17 protein-coding genes and 1 riboswitch are annotated in these 18985 nt (G+C 49.6%); of the genes, 2 read left to right on the top strand and 15 right to left on the bottom strand.

Annotated features, from left to right (window positions below):
- Positions 1-150: 150 nt before the first annotated feature.
- Together C9J03_RS06335 and melB are read left to right on the top strand one after the other, a co-directional pair.
- Positions 151-2274, top strand: coding sequence for an alpha-galactosidase (locus tag C9J03_RS06335; RefSeq protein WP_044623560.1), 2124 nt, complete (start codon positions 151-153; stop codon positions 2272-2274).
- Positions 2275-2583: 309 nt separating this feature from the next.
- Entirely contained in the window at positions 2584-3954 is a 1371-nt protein-coding gene (melB, locus tag C9J03_RS06330; RefSeq protein ID WP_044623559.1) for a melibiose:sodium transporter MelB, read from the top strand.
- Positions 3955-4050: 96 nt separating this feature from the next.
- Here the strand turns inward: melB and C9J03_RS06325 are convergent, their stop codons facing one another.
- The 15 genes from C9J03_RS06325 to C9J03_RS06255 all read right to left on the bottom strand — a co-directional run bounded on the left by C9J03_RS06325 (position 4051) and on the right by C9J03_RS06255 (position 18951).
- A complete protein-coding gene (locus C9J03_RS06325) occupies positions 4051-4662 on the bottom strand; it encodes a CDP-alcohol phosphatidyltransferase family protein (protein WP_044623558.1) in 612 nt (203 codons plus the stop codon).
- Complete coding sequence (locus tag C9J03_RS06320; RefSeq protein ID WP_044623557.1) at positions 4656-5315, bottom strand: ATP-binding cassette domain-containing protein; 660 nt, start codon at positions 5313-5315, stop codon at positions 4656-4658. Before C9J03_RS06320 ends, C9J03_RS06325 begins: the two co-directional genes overlap by 7 nt.
- Positions 5312-7042, bottom strand: coding sequence for an ABC transporter permease (locus C9J03_RS06315; RefSeq protein WP_044623556.1), 1731 nt, complete (start codon positions 7040-7042; stop codon positions 5312-5314). The genes C9J03_RS06320 and C9J03_RS06315 overlap by 4 nt, the downstream gene beginning before the upstream one ends.
- A gap of 55 nt (positions 7043-7097) precedes the next feature.
- Positions 7098-8273 carry an ABC transporter substrate-binding protein gene (locus C9J03_RS06310; protein ID WP_044623555.1) on the bottom strand — a complete coding sequence of 392 codons (1176 nt, stop codon included), beginning with the start codon at positions 8271-8273 and terminating at the stop codon, positions 7098-7100.
- A gap of 14 nt (positions 8274-8287) precedes the next feature.
- Positions 8288-10552, bottom strand: coding sequence for a dihydrolipoyl dehydrogenase (gene lpdA / locus C9J03_RS06305; protein ID WP_082060630.1), 2265 nt, complete (start codon positions 10550-10552; stop codon positions 8288-8290).
- 12 nt (positions 10553-10564) lie between these two features.
- Complete coding sequence (locus tag C9J03_RS06300; RefSeq protein WP_044623554.1) at positions 10565-11152, bottom strand: carboxymuconolactone decarboxylase family protein; 588 nt, start codon at positions 11150-11152, stop codon at positions 10565-10567.
- A gap of 139 nt (positions 11153-11291) precedes the next feature.
- A complete protein-coding gene (locus tag C9J03_RS06295) occupies positions 11292-11684 on the bottom strand; it encodes a DUF3624 family protein (protein ID WP_231569020.1) in 393 nt (130 codons plus the stop codon).
- A 222-nt stretch (positions 11685-11906) separates the two neighbouring features.
- Positions 11907-12497: a TfoX/Sxy family DNA transformation protein gene (locus C9J03_RS06290; protein ID WP_039461542.1), complete on the bottom strand. Its 591-nt coding sequence runs from the start codon at positions 12495-12497 to the stop codon at positions 11907-11909.
- 124 nt (positions 12498-12621) lie between these two features.
- Positions 12622-12728: riboswitch (cyclic di-GMP riboswitch) on the bottom strand.
- A gap of 204 nt (positions 12729-12932) precedes the next feature.
- A complete protein-coding gene (locus C9J03_RS06285; protein WP_044623553.1) occupies positions 12933-13937 on the bottom strand; it encodes a substrate-binding domain-containing protein in 1005 nt (334 codons plus the stop codon).
- Positions 13938-14345: 408 nt separating this feature from the next.
- Positions 14346-15167, bottom strand: a complete 822-nt coding sequence (locus C9J03_RS06280; protein ID WP_044623552.1) for a heme ABC transporter ATP-binding protein — start codon at positions 15165-15167, stop codon at positions 14346-14348.
- Positions 15164-16201, bottom strand: a complete 1038-nt coding sequence (locus C9J03_RS06275) for a FecCD family ABC transporter permease (protein WP_044623551.1) — start codon at positions 16199-16201, stop codon at positions 15164-15166. Before C9J03_RS06275 ends, C9J03_RS06280 begins: the two co-directional genes overlap by 4 nt.
- Before the next feature lie 33 nt (positions 16202-16234).
- Positions 16235-17071 (bottom strand): heme/hemin ABC transporter substrate-binding protein, encoded by an 837-nt coding sequence (locus C9J03_RS06270; protein ID WP_052829793.1) that lies wholly within the window; start codon positions 17069-17071, stop codon positions 16235-16237.
- A complete protein-coding gene (locus C9J03_RS06265; protein ID WP_044623550.1) occupies positions 17071-17490 on the bottom strand; it encodes an ExbD/TolR family protein in 420 nt (139 codons plus the stop codon). The genes C9J03_RS06270 and C9J03_RS06265 overlap by 1 nt, the downstream gene beginning before the upstream one ends.
- Positions 17487-18176: a MotA/TolQ/ExbB proton channel family protein gene (locus C9J03_RS06260; RefSeq protein ID WP_039461530.1), complete on the bottom strand. Its 690-nt coding sequence runs from the start codon at positions 18174-18176 to the stop codon at positions 17487-17489. The genes C9J03_RS06265 and C9J03_RS06260 overlap by 4 nt, the downstream gene beginning before the upstream one ends.
- Before the next feature lie 19 nt (positions 18177-18195).
- A complete protein-coding gene (locus C9J03_RS06255) occupies positions 18196-18951 on the bottom strand; it encodes an energy transducer TonB (RefSeq protein WP_044623549.1) in 756 nt (251 codons plus the stop codon).
- Positions 18952-18985 lie beyond the last annotated feature (34 nt).

The raw sequence follows: 18985 nt of genomic DNA, 5'->3' as shown, positions 1-18985 counted from the left end.
CAAGCCCTTCCGTTTGAAAGCAATAATTCACTGAAAAGCAGTTCGATTATTTGAACTGTAATGGAAACGTTTCCAGTGTGCGGGTTTGCTCACAGTATCGAGTGGATATTTCATTATGATCGGGTGAAATTTCATGCTTAATAGGAAACCATGACAATGGATAAGCAAATCATTCGCCTGAAAGGTCGACACTCTGAACTGATTGTTGAAGTTGGAGAGGTCGCTGAAGTGATCTACTGGGGGGAAGCACTTGCCGCGCTGCCCCAAGGAGCAGATGTTGCTCTGAAACGCCCAGTTCCTTATGGCCGATTAGATAATGATGTGCCTGTTTCATTGCATCCTGAACTTGCGAGGGGCCTCTTCGGCAGCCCTGCTCTTGAAGGCCACCGTAATGGGCAACACTGGTCGCCAGCTTTTACGATCAGCGCGGTTCATCATGAGGGCGGAAACCTGGTGGTGGAAAGCCGGGACTCCATTGCAGGGCTTGCACTGACGGTAAGCCTGGAGATTGATAGTAACGATGTTGTCCAACTCAAACAGACGTTGACCAATATCGGGGAAGGTGAGTATCAGGTAAATCGCCTGGCCAATACGCTACCTTTGCCAGAGCGGGCCAATGAGCTACTGACTTACTATGGTCGTTGGGTGAAAGAGTTCCAACAGGTACGCCAGCCTTTGTCGCAAGGGGGCTACCAGCAAGAGAACCGCCGTGGCCGTACATCACATGAACATTATCCGGCGTTGATTGCTGGTACCAAAGGTTTTGGCGAGTGTGACGGCGATGTCTGGGGCTTCCATTTGGCGTGGAGTGGCAACCACCGTATGCGCGTTGATGTCAAGGCCGATGGACGCCGTGTCGTCCAAGCGGAAGCACTGTATTTACCGGGCGAGATGACGCTGCAGCCGGGAGAAAGCTTGGCCACGCCTATCCTGTATGCTACGCACAGTGCGAATGGCTTGAACCGGATGAGCCAGCAGTTCCATGGTCATGTGCGCGCGTCAATTTTAGCTCCGCAAATCAGCGAGAAACCCCGCCCAATCCATCTTAATACCTGGGAGGGGATCTATTTCGAACATGATCCTGAGTACATCAAAGAGATGGCGACAGAGTCGGCCAAAATGGGGGTAGAGCGCTTTATTATCGATGATGGTTGGTTCAAAGGGCGTAATGGCGACAAAGCGGCATTGGGTGACTGGTACCTTGATGAAACCAAGTATCCTGAGGGCCTTGAGGGTATTGTTAACCATGTGAATGAGCTTGGCATGGAGTTCGGCCTTTGGTTCGAACCAGAGATGATCAACAAGGACTCGGATCTGTACCGCAATCATCCGGACTGGCTACTCGTTGTCGAGGGATATGACCAGCCAACGGGCCGCAATCAGTATGCGATAAACCTGCAAAATGACGATGCCTTTGACTACTTACTGGCAAGGCTGGATCACTTCCTGTCTACCCTTAATATCGCTTACATCAAGTGGGACATGAACCGTGAGATTGTCCAGCCGGGCCATCAGGGCCGTGCTGCGGGTAATAACCAGGTGACGCGTTACTATGAATTAGTCGAGAAGATCCGCGAGCGCCATCCTGAGGTAGAAATCGAGTCATGTGCTGCTGGTGGCGGCCGGATTGATTACGAGGTACTTAAACGTACCCACCGCTTCTGGACGTCAGACAATAACGATGCATTGGAACGACAGCAAATCCAGCGTGGCTTTAGTTATTTCTTCCCGCCAGAGGTGATGGGAAGCCATATCGGTGCGCGCCATTGTCACAGTACCCGCCGTACCCATGATATACGTTTTCGTGGCCTGACAGCCCTGTTTGGCCATATGGGTATCGAGCTAGACCCGGTGAAAGAGGGGACCGAGGAAAAGGCCGGATTCGAGCGCTATATCAAATTGCACAAGGAATACCGTAGTTTGCTTCATAGTGGCAAGTCTGTGCGTATCCCCGTTGATGATTGTGATAGCCAGTTAGCCAAGGCGGTGATCAGCCAGGATGGCAACGAGGCACTAGTAATGGTGGCCCAGTTGGCGATGCCAACCAATTCGCTCAGTGGTGCCTTGAGGATCCCCGAATTGGATGCCAGCAAGGTCTATCAGATATCCGTGCTGGATCATCCGGTTAATTTCCATCAAGGCTTGGTAAACCAGCAGCCTGCATGGACCAAACAGCCATTATCTCTTAGTGGGGAGTGGTGCCAAAAGGTCGGGCTTGCCATGCCTATCCTCGATGCCGAGAGTGCGATACTGATCAGGCTAGTTGCTGAGTAACTAGCCCGAGTATAAGCAATCCAAAATAATGGGACCTTGTAGGTCCCATTATTTTTATCTGTTAATAGTATGGCATATTGCACCTAAACATGGGCGCGATGCGATAAGTGATCAAAATCTCACTTTGCGTTTCTATTCATGGAATCTCTGGAAACGTTTCCATGGCTGAGGTTTAGATCACAGTTATCCTTCTGTAGATCCTTAATATACCCTTTGAGCCCAGAGCTTGACGGATACAAAAAATTAAATAAATGCTGTACGCACCCTTTTAGTTAGGGAAGGGGTGTGGAACAGACGGAAGGATAAAAAATGTCTGACAAAATTACACTACAAACCAAATTATCATATGGCCTCGGCGCACTCGGTAAAGATTTCGCATGTGCACCGATCTACATTTTCTTGATGTTCTACTTCACAGACGTAGCCGGCTTGTCTGCTGCTTTTGTAGGTACTATCTTCCTTGCTGCCCGAATTATCGATGCGGTCACCGACCCGATGATGGGGGTAATTGTTGATAACACCCGCTCTAAGTTCGGTAAATTCCGCCCATGGATTGTCATCGGTACATTGCTAAACGCGATTGTATTAGTCGGCTTGTTCAGTACCCATATGTTCGAAGGCCCGGCTCTGTACCTTTACGCTGCTGCTGCATACATTCTTTGGGGCCTGACTTACACCATTATGGATATTCCGTACTGGTCAATGATCCCTGCACTTTCAAGCGAGCGTCAAGAGCGTGAGAAATTGGTGGTTTGGCCGCGCCTGTTTGCAAGCTTGGCATGGTTTATCACTGGTACTTACGGCCTGCATATCGTTGGCGTGTTGGGCGATGGCAACCAAGGTGACGGTTTCTTCAATGTAGCCATGCTGATTGCTGTTCTGTTCGTGATGAGTGCATTCCTGATTGCCCGAAACGTTAAAGAAAAAGCCGCGCCTGCTAATGCGAAAGCGGCTGAGAAGTTTAGCTTCAAAGATGTACTGGTTATTATCGGTAAGAACGACCAACTTAAAGCGCTGATTGGCACCGTACTGTCATTCCAGATTGCTAATCTGCTCGTAGGCGGCTTTGCAATCTACTACTTCTCTTACGCACTGGGTAACCCTGAACTGTTCCCTGTTTACATGATGGTAGCCGGCGCGGCGGAAGTTGCGGGTGTGTTCCTGTTCCCTCGCATTGCGGCTAAACTGCCTCGTAAGCACCTATGGAAAATGGCGTGTGGCTTCCCAATTTTGTCTTGTGTTGTCCTACTTGTCATGGGCGTGATGTTCCCAGGCAATGCTTTCCTTATCGGTCTAGCGGGTGCGGCAATCAAGTTCGGTGTGGGTATTGCCAACGCCCTACAGACTGTGATGCTGGCTGATGTAGTCGACTACGGTGAGTACAAAACTGGCCGCCGTAGCGAGAGTGTGATCTTCTCGGTTCAGACTATGCTCGTGAAGTTTGCCGGTGCTGCGGGTGGTTTCATTGTTGGTGTGGGCTTGTCGGTAGTGGGTTATGTACCGAATGTCGAGCAGACTGCAGATACTATTATGGGTCTTCACTTTATGATGGTTGGTCTGCCGGCAATTCTAATGGCTGTGAGTGGCTTTGTTTACCAGCGTTACTACCGTCTACACGATGGCTTCAATAAGGATGAAGTGGAAACAGCAGCAGTGAATGCTAAACCTGTCGAAGCATAATCACTGCTCAGAAACGCTAGAGCCTTGAGTGGGTCCAAAAACAGCTACCTTCGGGTAGCTGTTTTCGTTTTGCATTTGTTTGGTTAGGGGGAGTGATCAAGCCTCTTTCAGGGTTTGATAGCCTGCCCAAATTCGTGTTGTGGTGGTGATCCAGCACAGTGTGCCGAATACCCAAGCAATGGGAGCAAAGTGAGCTGGAAACAAGCAGAACAGCACAAAACAGGCAATTGTTTCAGTGCCTTCGGTCAAGCCGCCGATGTAGTAGAGCGACTTTTGTTTATAGACCGGACTTTCGATATTGCGCTTACCGGCCATGATAGCAAAGCTGAGGAAGCTTGAGCCGGTACCGATAAAAGAGAAAATGAGAAAAGCCCCCGCCACTGCATTGGCGTCAGGGTTGGCCAAGACAAAACCAAACGGCACCATGGAATAGAAAAGAAAATCCAAAGTGATATCAAGGAAACCGCCACAGTCAGTGATCCCCTGTCGGCGGGCAACTGCCCCGTCGAGTCCGTCGAACAGGCGGTTGAGGATAATTAATCCTAATGCCCAGTTGTAAGCTTCCAGCGCCAAGGCGGGCAGGGCGAATAAACCTATGACAAAACCCGCTAATGTCACCTGATTGGCGGTAATGCCGAGCTTATCCGGTAGTGCCGAAAAGGTCGTGAGTGGCCAGCGGATCACCTTAATCGTGTATCTATCTAACATGCTTGTTGTTCCTGCAGTGCAGTTGTCCATGGCCAGTCCAATACCTGGCCTTGTGGTGGAATATCATCATGATCATGGGTGACCATAATCGCAGGGATCTGACGGTTTTGGATCTGATCAAATACCAACTGACGAAATTCATTGCGCAAGGCTTTATCCAGCTTGCTAAATGGCTCGTCAAGAAGTATGGCCTTGGGCTCAGAAAGCAGCATTCGCATCAAGCTGATCCTCGCACGCTGGCCACCAGATATCTCGTTCGGTTGTTTGCTGGCCAGCTGAGGCAAACCAATGATGGCTAATGTCGACTCTGCATGTTCAACTCGAGCTTTGCCACGGTAGTGGCGGGGAATGCCAAACATGAGGTTTTCCAGCACACTCAGGTGGGGGAATAGCAGGTCATCTTGAAACAGCAGGCCGATCTTGCGCTGATCCGGCGCAAGCGCCATCACACTTGTGCCGTTGAGGGTTACATCGCCGGAAAAAGAAAAGTCGGTAACGAGATGTCCCGCGATAGCACTGAGTAAGGTTGATTTCCCGCAACCGCTTGGGCCCATTAAGGTAAATACCTCGCCAGGGCTAACGTCAAAGCTAACGGGTGAAAATAGGGGCTTGCCACCATGCTGGATGGTTAGTTTTTTCACAGATAAAGTCATCCGTGAGTGTACTCCTTTGATTTATTGGATATATGAGTGTTTTGTAGCGAATACTGACGATAGTGTCGCCAGCGATAACTCAGGCGGTTTGCGACTATCGCCAGGGTAAAGAAAATGAATGGCAATATACCCTGCAGCAAGCCATAAATCGCCATGACCCTGCGGTCTTGGCCGCTGGCAAGGGCGACAGCCTCGGTAGTGAGTGTACTGATCCGTCCTGCACCCAGCATTTGAGTCGGTAAATATTGGGCAAGACTGACACTGATGCCAATAGCAAGCCCAAATATGATAGCTGGCTGAACCTGAGCTCGCTTCACCCGCCACCAAGTTTGCCAAGCGGTTAGGCCTAGGCTGCGACTGCATTGGTCAAGACGGACGTCATAGCTGCGCCAAGCACCATCCAAGGCGAGATACATATAAGGGAAGACAAAAATCAAGTGGCTCCAACTGACCCACAGCCAGTAGTGTTGGCCGGGAATGATGTACGTCACAATCTGGATCCCAAACAGCAGCGAAAGTTGTGGCGTAACCAGCGGAATCGCGATTAGCCAGGCGGGGAGTGCTCGTTGAAACTTCTGGCGATACTCAAGACAAGCAATCACTAAGATCAAAGCGAGTGCGCTGGATACAAACGCCAGTAACAGGCTAGTACTTATTAGGTCGGTCAAGGTTGGCAGCTCTTGCAGCCAAAAACGCTCACTGTAGCGACTTGGTAGCAAATCTGGAAAGCGCCATCGATGGGCAAAAGACCAGACGAACAACAGCGGCACGATCAGAACTGGAATAGCGATGAATGGGCTGTATAACGCTAGGTGACGTATAGGATTTCGCTTGGCGTTTTTGACTGCTTTTGCACCTTTGGTTATCCAACCGCGCTGGTGTTTGAAGCTAAGCCACTCGACCAGTCGGATCAAACCGAGGCTGGCTGCAGTAATGAAAAGTAGCAGGCTGGCGCCCGCAGCCGCACGGGGAAGCTGTTGAAGGTCGGGGTCGTTAAACCATTGCCATACCAACACCGACAAGGTTGCAGGGCGTGTTGGGCCCAGAATCAGAGCAATGTCGACGACCGATAAGCCATACGCGGCCACAGCAAACAGGGGGAGGCGCAATTTGGGAAGCCACTGCGGTATAATCACTTTTCGCCACGTTTCCAGATGACTGTAGCCTAAGCTGGCAGATACTTTACTGAGTTGTTCCACATTGAGCTGCTTGAGGATAGGAATACTCATGATAATCAAAAACGGCGTTTCTTTGATGGCAAGAGCCAACATCAGGCCAATCCCGTAGTTGTCCTGGATAAGATTGTTTTGGATAAGGTCTATCCCCGCTACATCCGAGATGCCCAGCGCACCGATGAGCCTGAAAACCCAACCGGTAGGAGAAAACAGCAAGGAAAAGCCGATGGCAAAAGCGACATGCGGCATGGCCAACATGGGGGAGAGGGTACGTTCGAGCTTCAGCCAACGTGATGTTCCCCAGTAACGCTTTAGAATGGTGTAGGTGAAAAAAAGCGCAAGTACGGTGCTGCCAAGCCCTGTGGACAAGCTTAAGGCAATTGATGCTGAGAGGTTAGGCCAAGTGGCCACATCATAAAATGCCGAGATGCTGACACTATCAAAGCCAAGCGTCGGGATCCATGATAGCGAAGGAAGCAGCAGTCCTACCATGCCTGGTAATAAGGGTAAAAAGCAGAGAAGAAGGGCAAAAATAAAAAATAGATGAATCATAAATTACTCATTGGGTGGGAGCGAACTCCCACCCGTAAGGCTTAGCCTTTTAATTTTAGCTGCCGTAGCGTTTTTGCCATTCCAATTCAATGGCGGTCAGCCAGCTTGGGTGTGGTTCAGGAATTGACTTGAACAATGAAAAACCTTGCGCACCGCTATTTGCAAGAGATTCAGGCTTCAAAACAGATGGGTCCCCCCATATTTTGGCATCAGCCTTGCGCGCCTGTGCTTCCGGGCTCATCAGGAAATTGATTGTCACCAGAGCGCCCTCTTTTGCCTGGGCATTCCAGGGGATCGCCAAGAAGTGGATATTGGACAATGCACCTTGCTCAAAGGCGTAGGTTTGAGCTGTGTCTACCAGGTTACCATTTTCTATCGCAGCATTGGCAGCATTGGGATTGAACGTAATGGCCAACAGCAGCTGCTGATCATCGAGTAGCTGGATAGTCTCACTGGTCCCCGACGGAAAGCGTTTACCCTGTTGCCAGGCAACGGGATGGAGCTGATCCAGGTAATGCCACAACGGTGCCGTCACTTGCTCAAAACGCTGGCGCTGCGTTTGGCTATCGATTGCGGTGTAGAGTGAATCCGGCTCATCGGTCAGCTCAAGCAGCGCGGCTTTTAGGAAGCTGCTGCCATGAAACTCTGGCGGCTGCGGGTAGCTCACCTTGCCCGGGAAGGCTCTGGCCAAGCTCAGCAGCTCAGCAAAATTCTTCGGTGGGTTGTTCAGTGTTTCTTTATCATGAATAAAGACCAATTGGCCGACACCCCACGGTGCTTCCAAACCAGCCGTTGGCTCGGTGAAGTCTTCATCAATCGGCAGCCGGGTATCGACATATTGCCAGTTCGGCAGTTGTTGGGTAAATGGGCCATAAAGTAGGTTGCTGTGTTTCATCGAACGGAAGTTTTCACCGTTGATCCAAACCAGATCAACACTCCCCCCTTGGTGTTTGCCTGCGGCTTTTTCTGCCAGTAGGCGCTGGGTGGTCTCGGCAATGTCGGCAACTTTAACGTGTTTGAGGCTGATCCCGTACTGTGACTGAAGCTGACGGCCGGCCCAGCGTACATAGTCATTGATTTCTTGGCTGCCTCCCCAAGCATTGAAATAGACGGTTTGCCCATTGGCTTGTTTGACAATCTCATCCCAATTTTGCTCGGGTTCATTGGATACTGCTGCCGTGCTGAGGCCAGAGGCCAATGCAAGTGCTAGCCCAAGGAATGTTTTTTTCATGATCTGTTCTATCCCTATTTTTCGCTCAGCGCGCTTTCGTTGCTGCGCTTGGGTGGTGCTTCAACCGTTTTAAGTGGAAGCTTGGCCTTGGTCATTTCTACCTGCCCGCCGGCTTGAGCCTTATTGTCTTTACGCATCCAGCGCTGGTATTTTTCCACCAGCGTCAGCAGTCCTTGCGGTGCGTTCGCCTGTTTCCAAGCCCCTGCGGTATATTTTGCCGCCTCGCTCATGGTGGGGTAAGGGTGTACGGTACCTAGGATTTTGTTCAAACCAAGGCCGTGGCGCATGGCAAGGGTAAATTCCGCAAGCAATTCACCAGCATTATGACCAACAATCGTTGCCCCTAGGATTTTGTCCTTGCCCTTTGGTGTGATCACCTTGATGAAACCATGATCTTCACCATCGGTAATTGCACGGTCTAGGTCATCAATTCCGTAGTTAACAATATCAAAATCAATACCTTGTTGCTTGGCTTCTTTTTCATTGAGACCCACCCGAGCGATTTCAGGTGAAGTATAAGTCACGGCAGGCAGTACTGAGTAATCGGCCTTGAATTTCTTGAACTGACCGAATAACCCATTCACTGCGGCATACCATGCTTGGTGAGCGGCAGCATGCGTTAATTGAAATGGACCTGCGACATCCCCAACGGCAAAGATATTCGGGTATTTGGTTTGCAGGTACTCATTAACCTCGACAGTGCCACGCTCAGAGGTGGTTATGCCTAACTTCTCAAGGCCGAAGCCTTGCACATTGGCAACACGACCTAGTGCCAACATCACGGTATCAAACTCAACAGTTAGTGACTCACCGTTGGCGGTTTCGAGCAGTACACGTTGTTGCTCTTTTCCATGTTCATCGCTAACACGCTCGAATTTAACGGCTTTATGTGCGGTTCTAATGTCTACACCATCTTGTTCTAAGCTGGACTTAACCAAGGCGGCGGCATCACTATCCTCACGAATGAGCAGCTGATCGGCCATTTCCACCAAGGTGACATCGCTGCCAAGTCGCTGAAAGCTTTGTGCCAGCTCACAGCCAATTGGCCCCCCCCCCAGTACTAATAGGCGCTGAGGTTGTTCGGTCAGTGACCAGATTGAGTCGGACGTGAGGTAGTTGATCTTATCCAAGCCAGGAATATTCGGTACCAGCGGACGGGCTCCGGTGGCAATGATAATATTACGGGTGGTTATGCGCTCGCCATTTACCTCTACCTCCCAAGGCGACAGGATAGTGGCTTCACCGGCTACACAGTTTACGCCCAGTTTACTGTAGCGCTCGACGCTGTCATGGGGCTCTATTTTGCCGATAACTTCATGAACCCGATTCATTACCTTGGCAAAATCGACCTTGGCCTCACCGGTTTGGATGCCGAATTCGTTGGCACGGCTGATTTCAGCCATAGTGTGTGCTGCTCGGATGATGGCTTTGGATGGTACGCAACCGGTGTTTAGGCAGTCGCCCCCCATTTTATGGCGCTCAATCAAAGTCACTTTGGCTTTCACGGCTGCTGCAATGTAAGCACTGACCAAACCACCGGCGCCCGCACCGATCACCACCATATTTTGCTCAAAGCAGGCAGGCTTATTCCATTGGGCATAAACACGGCGCTGGTTGATCGCTTGCATGAAGGTTTTGGCAATAAGCGGGAAGATACCCAATAGGGCAAAAGATACCAGTACTGGCGCTGAGACAATACCGCTCAGACTGTCAATCTGACCCAGTTGGGTACCGGCATTAATGTAGACAGCGGTCCCGGCGAGCATACCCAGCTGGCTGACAAAGTAATACATCCGGGTGGTGATAGGTGTCAGACCCATCAGCAGGTTGACGATGAAAAACGGAAACACCGGGATCAGGCGCAAGGTAAAAAGGTAAAAAGCACCGTCTTTTTCGATGCCACGGTTTATCGCTGACAAGCGGTGGCCGAAGTTAGCCTGAACCCAATCGCGCAAGATATAGCGACTGAACAAGAAAGCCAGGGTCGCGCCGATACTGCTGGCAAACGAGACCAGCAGCAGGCTCCACCAGAATCCAAACAGAGCCGCGCCGAGCAGGGTCATGATAACAGCCCCAGGCAATGAAAGTGCAGTGACTACGATATACAAGACAAAGTAAGCCAGGCTAGATAAAAACGGTTTGGCATGGATGGTATCAGTCAGCGCCAGCTGCTGTGCCTTGGCTTGTTCCAGCGTGAAATATTGGCCAAGATCAAAGAGAAACCAAGCAGCGATCAGGGAAACGACAACGCTGATCACCAGCAGTTTTTTTCTGTCCATAGCTTGCTCCTGTTATTTGTCCGTATGCGTAGGGGCCTCAGAGGGCTGTATATCACTCGGTTGAATGGGTAGTGAGCAGAAATCTTGCTTTGGTACGTCGAGCGCGGTGTTAAATTTCGCCGATAAGTTTTGGAATGCCACCAAGGCCGTTAAGTCAACAATAGCATCATCATCGAACCATTGTTTTAGGGTTGCCAGCATCTCATCCGTAACACGTTGCCCGGTAATCGTCATGGCTTCTACATAATTCAGTACCGCACGTTCTTGCTGATCAAAAAGATCACTGTGCTGCCAGTGAGCCAATGCTTTGATTTTCTCGACAGAGTCGCAGCGCTCGGCAAGCTTCATGCCGTTGGCATCAACACAAAACTCACAATCATTCAATTGCGATACCCGTACACAAATCAGTGAGCGAAGGGTCGGACTCAACGGGGAAGAGCGGCGATCTAGGTAGCCGAAGAAGCCGGCAACCAGCCAGAATAGGGTAGGCCGCCGCCCCCAAAGCTTAGCTGGGTTAAGGACTTTGCCGTAATGGCGTTTTTGCAGCCATAACAGCGGCTTGATAAATAACGAATAGTTTTCTTTGGCGGAGATGCGCACGGTAGCCTCTTGTCTCTTAGTTATGCCACTAGAGCTTATAGAATCAGTGGCAGTAATTATTACTGAAATTATCAGGTAGTTATGAGACAAAGACCTAATGAAGTGGCAAATTATTTCACGCAATCACCAAAAAAGAGGTTTAGTTGACCGATATTTGTACAACCTGGGGCTTAGGTTGGTTGATGACCTTGTCTGAAGCAAGTTCCGTGAGCACTATATAGCCGCTTGCCATCAAAGGGATAAAGGCAAGTAGCATAGTTTTACCTATGTGATAATTCCGGTACCAATACTTGCGAGCTCTGATCTTGAGTAGCAACCCCCAAAATAATAGCAGGGCATTTAAGCTGGCTATAGGTATCAATAGTGGCTGAAGCGATTGATAGCTAGTGATGCTATTTTGTACAAGGATGAACGCTAGCAAAGGAGGAAGTAGGCTGAACAAAACAAGCAGGCGCATAATTCGCGGCCACTTGCCAAACTTATCCTTGAACATTTGATCACTTTGTCCTGGAAAAGGTTTGGAACAGTTCATAGTTACCCTCCGTTGTTATTTCGAAACATATTTTACAAGTGTCAGTTTGCAATTAAAGGGTGTTGAGCAATTTATAAACAGTGTTGTGAGTTAATTCAATTTTTAGTGAAAATTGACAAAAAAATGGCGAAGGAATGCTTGATTGTTGACACTTGTCATTGACGTAAAAAATAAAAAAAAAGAGACCTTCACGATCTCTTTTTATATATGAAACTCGTCGTGCTAGCTTAATTTCGCTAGCAACTCAGAGCGACGATCTTTAGGAATTACAGACCAATGTTGGCCGCTTATCGCTCCCTCTAGCGCCCAAAGCAAGTCGATACTGACCGTGCCTTGGTGGCTGTCCTGCAATGCTTTAAAGGCATTGATTGAGCCTGCTTCCATTAAATCATCGACTGTACAAATACCAGCCTTTTTAAGCATTCTCTCATTTGCAAGGCGAAGGTTTGGTAGATCTTTTATTCGATCTGGTGATGATTTTTCTTTTGTTTCTTTATCAACTTTAGCTGCATCAAGAGAACGGGTTGCTTGCTCAATGATCTTTCCAGTGTTATTCCACCATTCATCTGGGATGGCGTAATGTTTTGTTACGACTGGAAAGCCGCGTTTTTTATAAATATAAGGCTTTAGCCCTGCCTTTTTATATTCTTGTTCGTTTTTTGCGTTGGCGCGAAGATGAAGTTTGTCATTTACAACGAGTGCAAACATTGTTTCACCCGCGAAAATCCCAAAACCACCAAACATTGAACGAGATTTAACGTTATCGAAACAACTAAAAAGGCGTAAAGATTCTTTTAAAATTGGTTTGTCCATGCTTCTTCTCGGTGAAAGTTTCTCGGGTCACCTAACAACAGAGCGAGGATTCAAGAATAGCAAATATCATTACATTACACTGTCAGGAAAAAGTAAGATTTTCCTGATGTTAGCTGCTATATCCATCGGCAACCCCGCTACCATAAGTTGACTGAGTTCATAAAAACTCCGACGACTCTTAGGCCGGAAGCTTTGCGTCCCTACCTTTCGGTAGGTTTGCCTTGTTCGTGACATTTTAAGAATATCTCATATGATATTTTTGAACTTGATCGCAACTTTCGAAATGTGATGTTGATTCCAGAAATTAACAGCTAATTTTGTTTATGAATGAATATTTTTGTCCCAAAAGCCAATATTTAACACAGTGCAATTGGATAAAAAAACGGAGGCCAATGCCTCCGTTCTAATTCCAAAAAAGTAAACGATACCGGATACTTAGTTAAGTTTCTTCACCGATTTGCGGATCACCAGTTCAGGTATCATTTCAAACACTTGGGGTGCGTGCTCTTTGTCTTTTACGCGTTGCATCAGAATTTCAACAGCACTCTTGCCCAGACGACGTTTCGGTTGGTGGATAGTCGTCAGTGGCGGCGAGAAATACGGGGCCAAATCGATATTGTCGTAGCCGACGATAGAGATGTCTTCCGGTACGTTAATTCCCGCCTGCTGGAAGGTACTGATCATTGCCATAGCCATGATATCGTTGAAGCAGAAGATAGCCGTAGGGCGTTCTTCCATGGCAATGAACTGTTTGGCTGCAGCCACGGCAGATTCACATTCGAAGTCGCCTTCGAGGATCCACTCTTCCTTAACTTCAAGGCCGGCTTCAGCCATAGCTTTTCGGTAGCCTTTCAGGCGTTCGCGGCAAGCTGTCTTTTCGCTGTGGCCCGTTAAGCAACCAATCGTTTTGTGGCCATGCTCAATAAAGAACTTGGTCGCCACATACCCGCCAAGCTCGGCGTTATCCTGAATTTTATCTGTATGCGGACTTTCTGGGCCCCAGTCCATGATCACCATAGGGGTCTCTTTCTGACGCTCGAGCAACTCCAGTAGCTGTTCATCCAGATCCGAGCACATCACCAGCAAGCCATCAACACGCTTTTCGGCCAACATGCGCAGGTAATCACGCTGTTTCGATAGGTTGCCTTCGGTATTGCACAAAATCAGAGTGTAACCGGCGCCATAGCAGAACTCTTCAACCCCGTGAACGACTTCGGCAAAGAAAGGGTTGGTCGATTTGGTTACCAGCATACCGATGGTTCTTGTTGTGTTGCATTTCAGGCTTCGCGCAACCGCACTTGGTGCGTAATTCAACTCTTCAACCGCAGCCAATACCTTCTTTTGCGTTGCTTCTGCGACAAAGCGCGTTTTGTTAATCACGTGAGAGACTGTGGTTGTCGATACACCAGCCATACGTGCAACATCTTTAATCGTTGCCATAGTTATTCTTCTAATAATAAAGGTCAGAGAACCTTATAAATTAATACCTTACTCAACAGAAAAATGAACTAGATCACCATTTTCTATCCGAGTAGTTCATTGTTCTGTTGGGTACGAACCGCAGAAACGGCAAAAGGCCGCATCACGAATGGGCGGCTTCGTTTCTTATTCCTGCTGTATGCTTAACATGCCATATCGCATGTGTTGCATTGTTTAATCGCTTGCGTTCACATTTTACTTAGTGTGGCCTAGAGTGCAATGATTGTTATCTCAAATTGCATATTTCGTGGCTAATGATCGGTTTTTTGCTTGCATGGTATACAACAGGGCCAAGATGCGGCCCCGTTTTAGGTGATTTGCTTAGTTATGCAGTTTGGCAGTTGCGGACAATCTTGGGTGGACTCCGGGCTAAGCCGTTGCAGGCAGCACCACCGGGTAACCCTCTATCGGGTGGTGAGTGATGCATACCGGCCAGCCGTACACAGATTGGATTGTATCTGCTGTCAGTGCTTGCTCTGGTGTACCATCGGCCTGAATTTTGCCATGGTTGATGATGACCAAGCGATCGGCGTATTGCGCCGCGAGATTGAGGTCATGGATCACGATGATCACAGCGGCACCAGCTGCTGCCATTTGCTTGGCTACAATCAATGCGTTGTGCTGGTGGGCCAAATCGAGTGCCGAGGTGGGCTCATCCAGCATTAATATACACTGCTCTCCGGCATGGCTGAGCTGGGTCAGCACCCTGGCGAAGTGGACGCGCTGCTTTTCACCGCCTGACATTGATGGATACAGACGTGGTGCGAGCTCGGTCACCCCGAGCATCGCCATTTTTTCCTGAGCGATTTTTTGTGTCTGCGCATTGGGAAGCTGGAGCGGGAGTGCCCCCAGCTCCACGACTTCCTGTGCCGTGAAAGCAAACGAGAGGGAGCTGTGTTGCGGGAGAACGCCAAGTCGTTTTGCGAGTTCCGAGGTAGGCCAGTTTTGCCGAGGAGTGGCAAAGACATTTACCTCGCCCTCGGCCTCCACTTCACCGCATAGCACTTTGAGCAGAGTACTTTTCCCCGCGCCGTTGGGCCCTAAAAGCGCGGTTAGCTGACCGCTTTTGATCTGCAGTGAAAATTCGTCGAGCAGTTTTTTTCCGCCCAGGGTCAGTGAAAGATTAACCGCTTCAATGGCGATGCCACTGTCTGTCAATGCTTGCGGGTTTGAAGTCGCCAGGTGATTCATGACAGTTTGCCTTTTTGCTTGATCAATAGATAAATGAAGAACGGGGCACCGAGCAATGCGGTGATAATACCCACAGGCAATTCCGCAGGTGCTGCAACAACACGAGCAAGCATGTCAGCAATGAGCAGGATCAATGCGCCGAGCAAAGCCGAAAGCGGGAGTAGGGACTTATGGTTTGGTCCTGAGAGCATTCGGCTGATGTGGGGGACGATTAGGCCGACAAAACCAATTACACCAGTGAGGGAGACCGCAATGCCAACCCCCGCGGCGCATAACAAAATCAGCACACGCTTCAGGCGCTGGACGTTGACGCCGAGATGTTTGGCCTCGGCTTCACCCAACAAGAAGGCGTTGAGGGCATTGGCATTGCGATCAAAGGCAAATAGCAGTCCTAATAAAGTGATATAAGCCAGGCCGATACCCGGCCAGGTTGCTCCTGCTAACGAGCCCATAGTCCACAGCGACAAATCGCGCAGTGCTTGATCGTCGGCGTAGTAATTCATCAGGCCCAGAGCCGCACCTGAGAGGGCACCTATCGCCACACCGGCTAGCAGCATGATGGTCACTGATGTACCGTTTTTGTCTGTGCCGAGCTGGTACACCAGAAAGGTGCTGATAGCACCACCAAAAAAGGCAAAAACAGGTACGGTACCCAATGTTAGCAGCAGTGGAAAGCTTGCGGCTAGTGGCGCAAAGATCACGATGGAAAGCGCCGCGCCGAGGCTTGCACCGCCGGAAACGCCAATGATGCCAGGATCCGCCAGAGGGTTTCTGAATAGCCCCTGCATGACGGCACCACACAGGGCTAAAATCGCACCGATAGCCATACCAAGCAAGGTTCTAGGTAGGCGGATCTGGTGGATAACAATATCGATATGCGGCGGTAAATCAAAGTTAAAAGGTAACAGTGCCTTGAAACTGTCGGCAAAGCTGATATCCATCGGTCCAACAGCGATCGACGAAGTGACGGCTATTACCAGTAAGGTCAGACCGACAGGAAAAATCAGGCTGGTTGGGATTCGTTGTAGCTGCATGATTAATATTCTGCTTAGATCAACGGTAATGGGTTATTGATGGTAAAACACTTGGTTCAGGCGTTCGGCTTCACTGAGGCTTTTGAGGCCAAGTCCACCAATCAGCGCGGTACCGTCAATGGTCACTACCGCTTTGTTCTGCCCGGCAGGGGTTGCAGAGAGCAGGGGCATTTTTTGCAGGAGTTCATCGGCTGAGCCGATCTGGCTGAGGGTGCGCGAGCTCAGCAAGATAATATCGGGCTGCATGTCAACCATAGCCTCGAGCGAAATAGGCTTGTAGGACTCTACCGCATCCGCTGCAGGGTTGGTGGCACCGGCAAGGCGGATCACACTGTCTGCGGTGGTGTTGCGGCCGGCGACATTCGCCGGGCGACCTTCGTGGATCATCAGAAAAAGCACTTTTTTCTGCTTGGTATGCTGTTTGAGGTTGTGGTGAATGGAATCGACTTTGGCCCGTACCTTGGCTTGAAGAGCAAGGGCGGCTTGTTCTGTATGGGCCAGCTTACCGACCTGTTGAATACGGGTCAGAAGATCATCCACGGTTTCGCCAGAGTTGACTACATTCACTTCAATACCGGCTTGCTGAATCAGATCCAATGTCGCTTTCGGCCCCATTTCATTCGAACCCAGTAAACGGGTAGGGGTCAGTGAAATAAGACTCTCGGCCGAGAGTTGGCGGTGGTAACCCAGTACTGGCATGCCTTCATCGACTAGCGACTTACTGGTGACATCAACAGCCACTAGCTGATCTTGTGCCCCCATGGCATTGATAATTTCCGTAATTGCTGCCCCTGCACTGATAATGCGCTCACTGGCGTACGATGCAGTGGCAGTAAGGAGTAATGCGGTAGCCAGAGCCAAACGCTTCATTATTTGTCCTCTTCCATTAATAATTGTGTCGCTTTAATTTTGTTCTGCTGTAGAAAAGCGAGGAGTTTAAGCATGTTTTCAACTGAGCCTGCCCTGTCAGCACCAATCACCACGGGCTTGTGTGGGCTGGCTTTGACTTCTTTGAGAAGTGCGGCCTTGAAGGCATCCCAGCTGTCGATTTGTATCCCTTGCAGTGCCCAGTATGGCTCTGTAGCCGTGATATTAACGGTGATTGGATCTGCTTGAGTTTCTTGTAGCGCCTGGGTATCTGTCTGTGGTAGTTCGACATCCAGTGACTGGAGCTTTACGCTGGCAGTTAGTAGAAGAAAGACCATGACGATAAAGATGATATCGAGCAACGGGGTCAGGTCGGGTTTTAGATCATCATCACCGGTGACGCCTTGATGGGTACGAATCATGACGCCGCCTCAGCTTCAGCCTTTTTGGCATTGTCTACTTTCGGCAGGCAATTAGGATCCAGGGTCAAGCCTTCTAGCCATAGGTTACAGTGGTTGAGGCTATGCTCGAGTTTTGCTGTCACCTTATCAGCCCAAAGGCCAAGCAGTTGTGACCCCGTGATTGCAGGCAAGGCAATGATCAAGCCTGCCGCTGTCGTGCGCATGGCCAGACCAAGGCCATCAGCAAGATCGTTAGGGGTGACGGCACCCGAGCTAATGGCAATACCCTTGAACATTTCAATCAAGCCGAGCACGGTACCCAAAAGGCCAAGAAGCGGGCTGATCACGCCAATCAGGCTAAGCAGACGCAACCCCGAGCGTAGCTGAGAGCGCTTTTGCTGAAGCCAGATCCCTGCGGCATCTTCCCGTAAAGCTTTGGAAAAATGGCGGTGAGAAATAAGCATGGAGACACCTTTGAAAAGCAAAGGGCGCTTTTCTTTGAGAGAGTTTGCAAGCTGGTCCAGGCCTGCTTCGTCAGTACGGCTTTGCGTTGCCAGTAGCGCATCAATCTTACTTCTGCCTACACCAGTGCATAGCAAAACCTGAATACAACGCTCGATAAGGATCATCAATGTCAGTGCTGAGCAGAGCAGTAGAGGAGCTGTCATCAGGCCAAATTGATTTTGTAGGGAGTGAAACATTTCCATGAGTGAATCCAATAAAATACTAGTCCAGCTTAAAGCGGACAGGAACTTGTACGCGATGGGCAATAGCCTGACCATCAACAATATGGGAAGAAAAACGCCAGCGCTTGATGGCTTCTAGGGCTGCCTCATCAAGGATTTCTGCACCGGATGATCTCAATAAATTCTGTTTGACCTGCTTTCCAGACTCATCAATCCAAATCTCAACCAACACCTGTCCTTCAATCCCGCGACGCTTGGCAATTCGCGGGTAGGTCACTGGGCTAGGACGTGTTGCGAAGGTTGGTTTAGTGATGAGCTGGGGTTCACTGTTTACCCCTGACGCTGCTTGATCTGCAGCCGGTGGAGTAGGAGCCGGTGTTTTAACCTTATCCTCAACCGGTTTAGGCCGGTTTACTTCAACGGGCTTCTGAACCGGTGTTGGCTTTTTAGCGATCTTCTGCTCGACGTTTTTCTCAACAGGCTTTTCCGGTACCGGCTGATTGATTTCCTCCGGTTGAGCTTTAGGCTCCGGCTGTTTTTTCTTTACTAGCTTTTTCACCGCCGTTTTTTCTTTCACGACTTTTTGAGGCGCTTCGACGGAAGCTGGTGATAGCGGCTCGGAAGTAACAGGTTCAGCCTGCTGAGGCGTGGGTGCGGCAATGAGGTTTAGCGAGACCTTGGTTGAGTCTGTGCCAACCGGCATCGCCATCACCATTTTGTTAGGTACAGCAGAAAGCAATAGGCTGTGGGCAAGTACTGAAACAACACCTGCTATGGCATATCTTTTCGCGTTCACTGTTCTACTCCAACCATGCAAAATAATGCTATAT

Origin of the sequence: Photobacterium gaetbulicola (genome assembly GCF_003025515.1) — a bacterium.
GTDB classification, from domain to species: domain Bacteria; phylum Pseudomonadota; class Gammaproteobacteria; order Enterobacterales; family Vibrionaceae; genus Photobacterium; species Photobacterium gaetbulicola.
The sequence above is the reverse complement of the archived record's forward strand: the minus strand, read 5'-3'. Positions and strand labels throughout refer to the sequence as shown.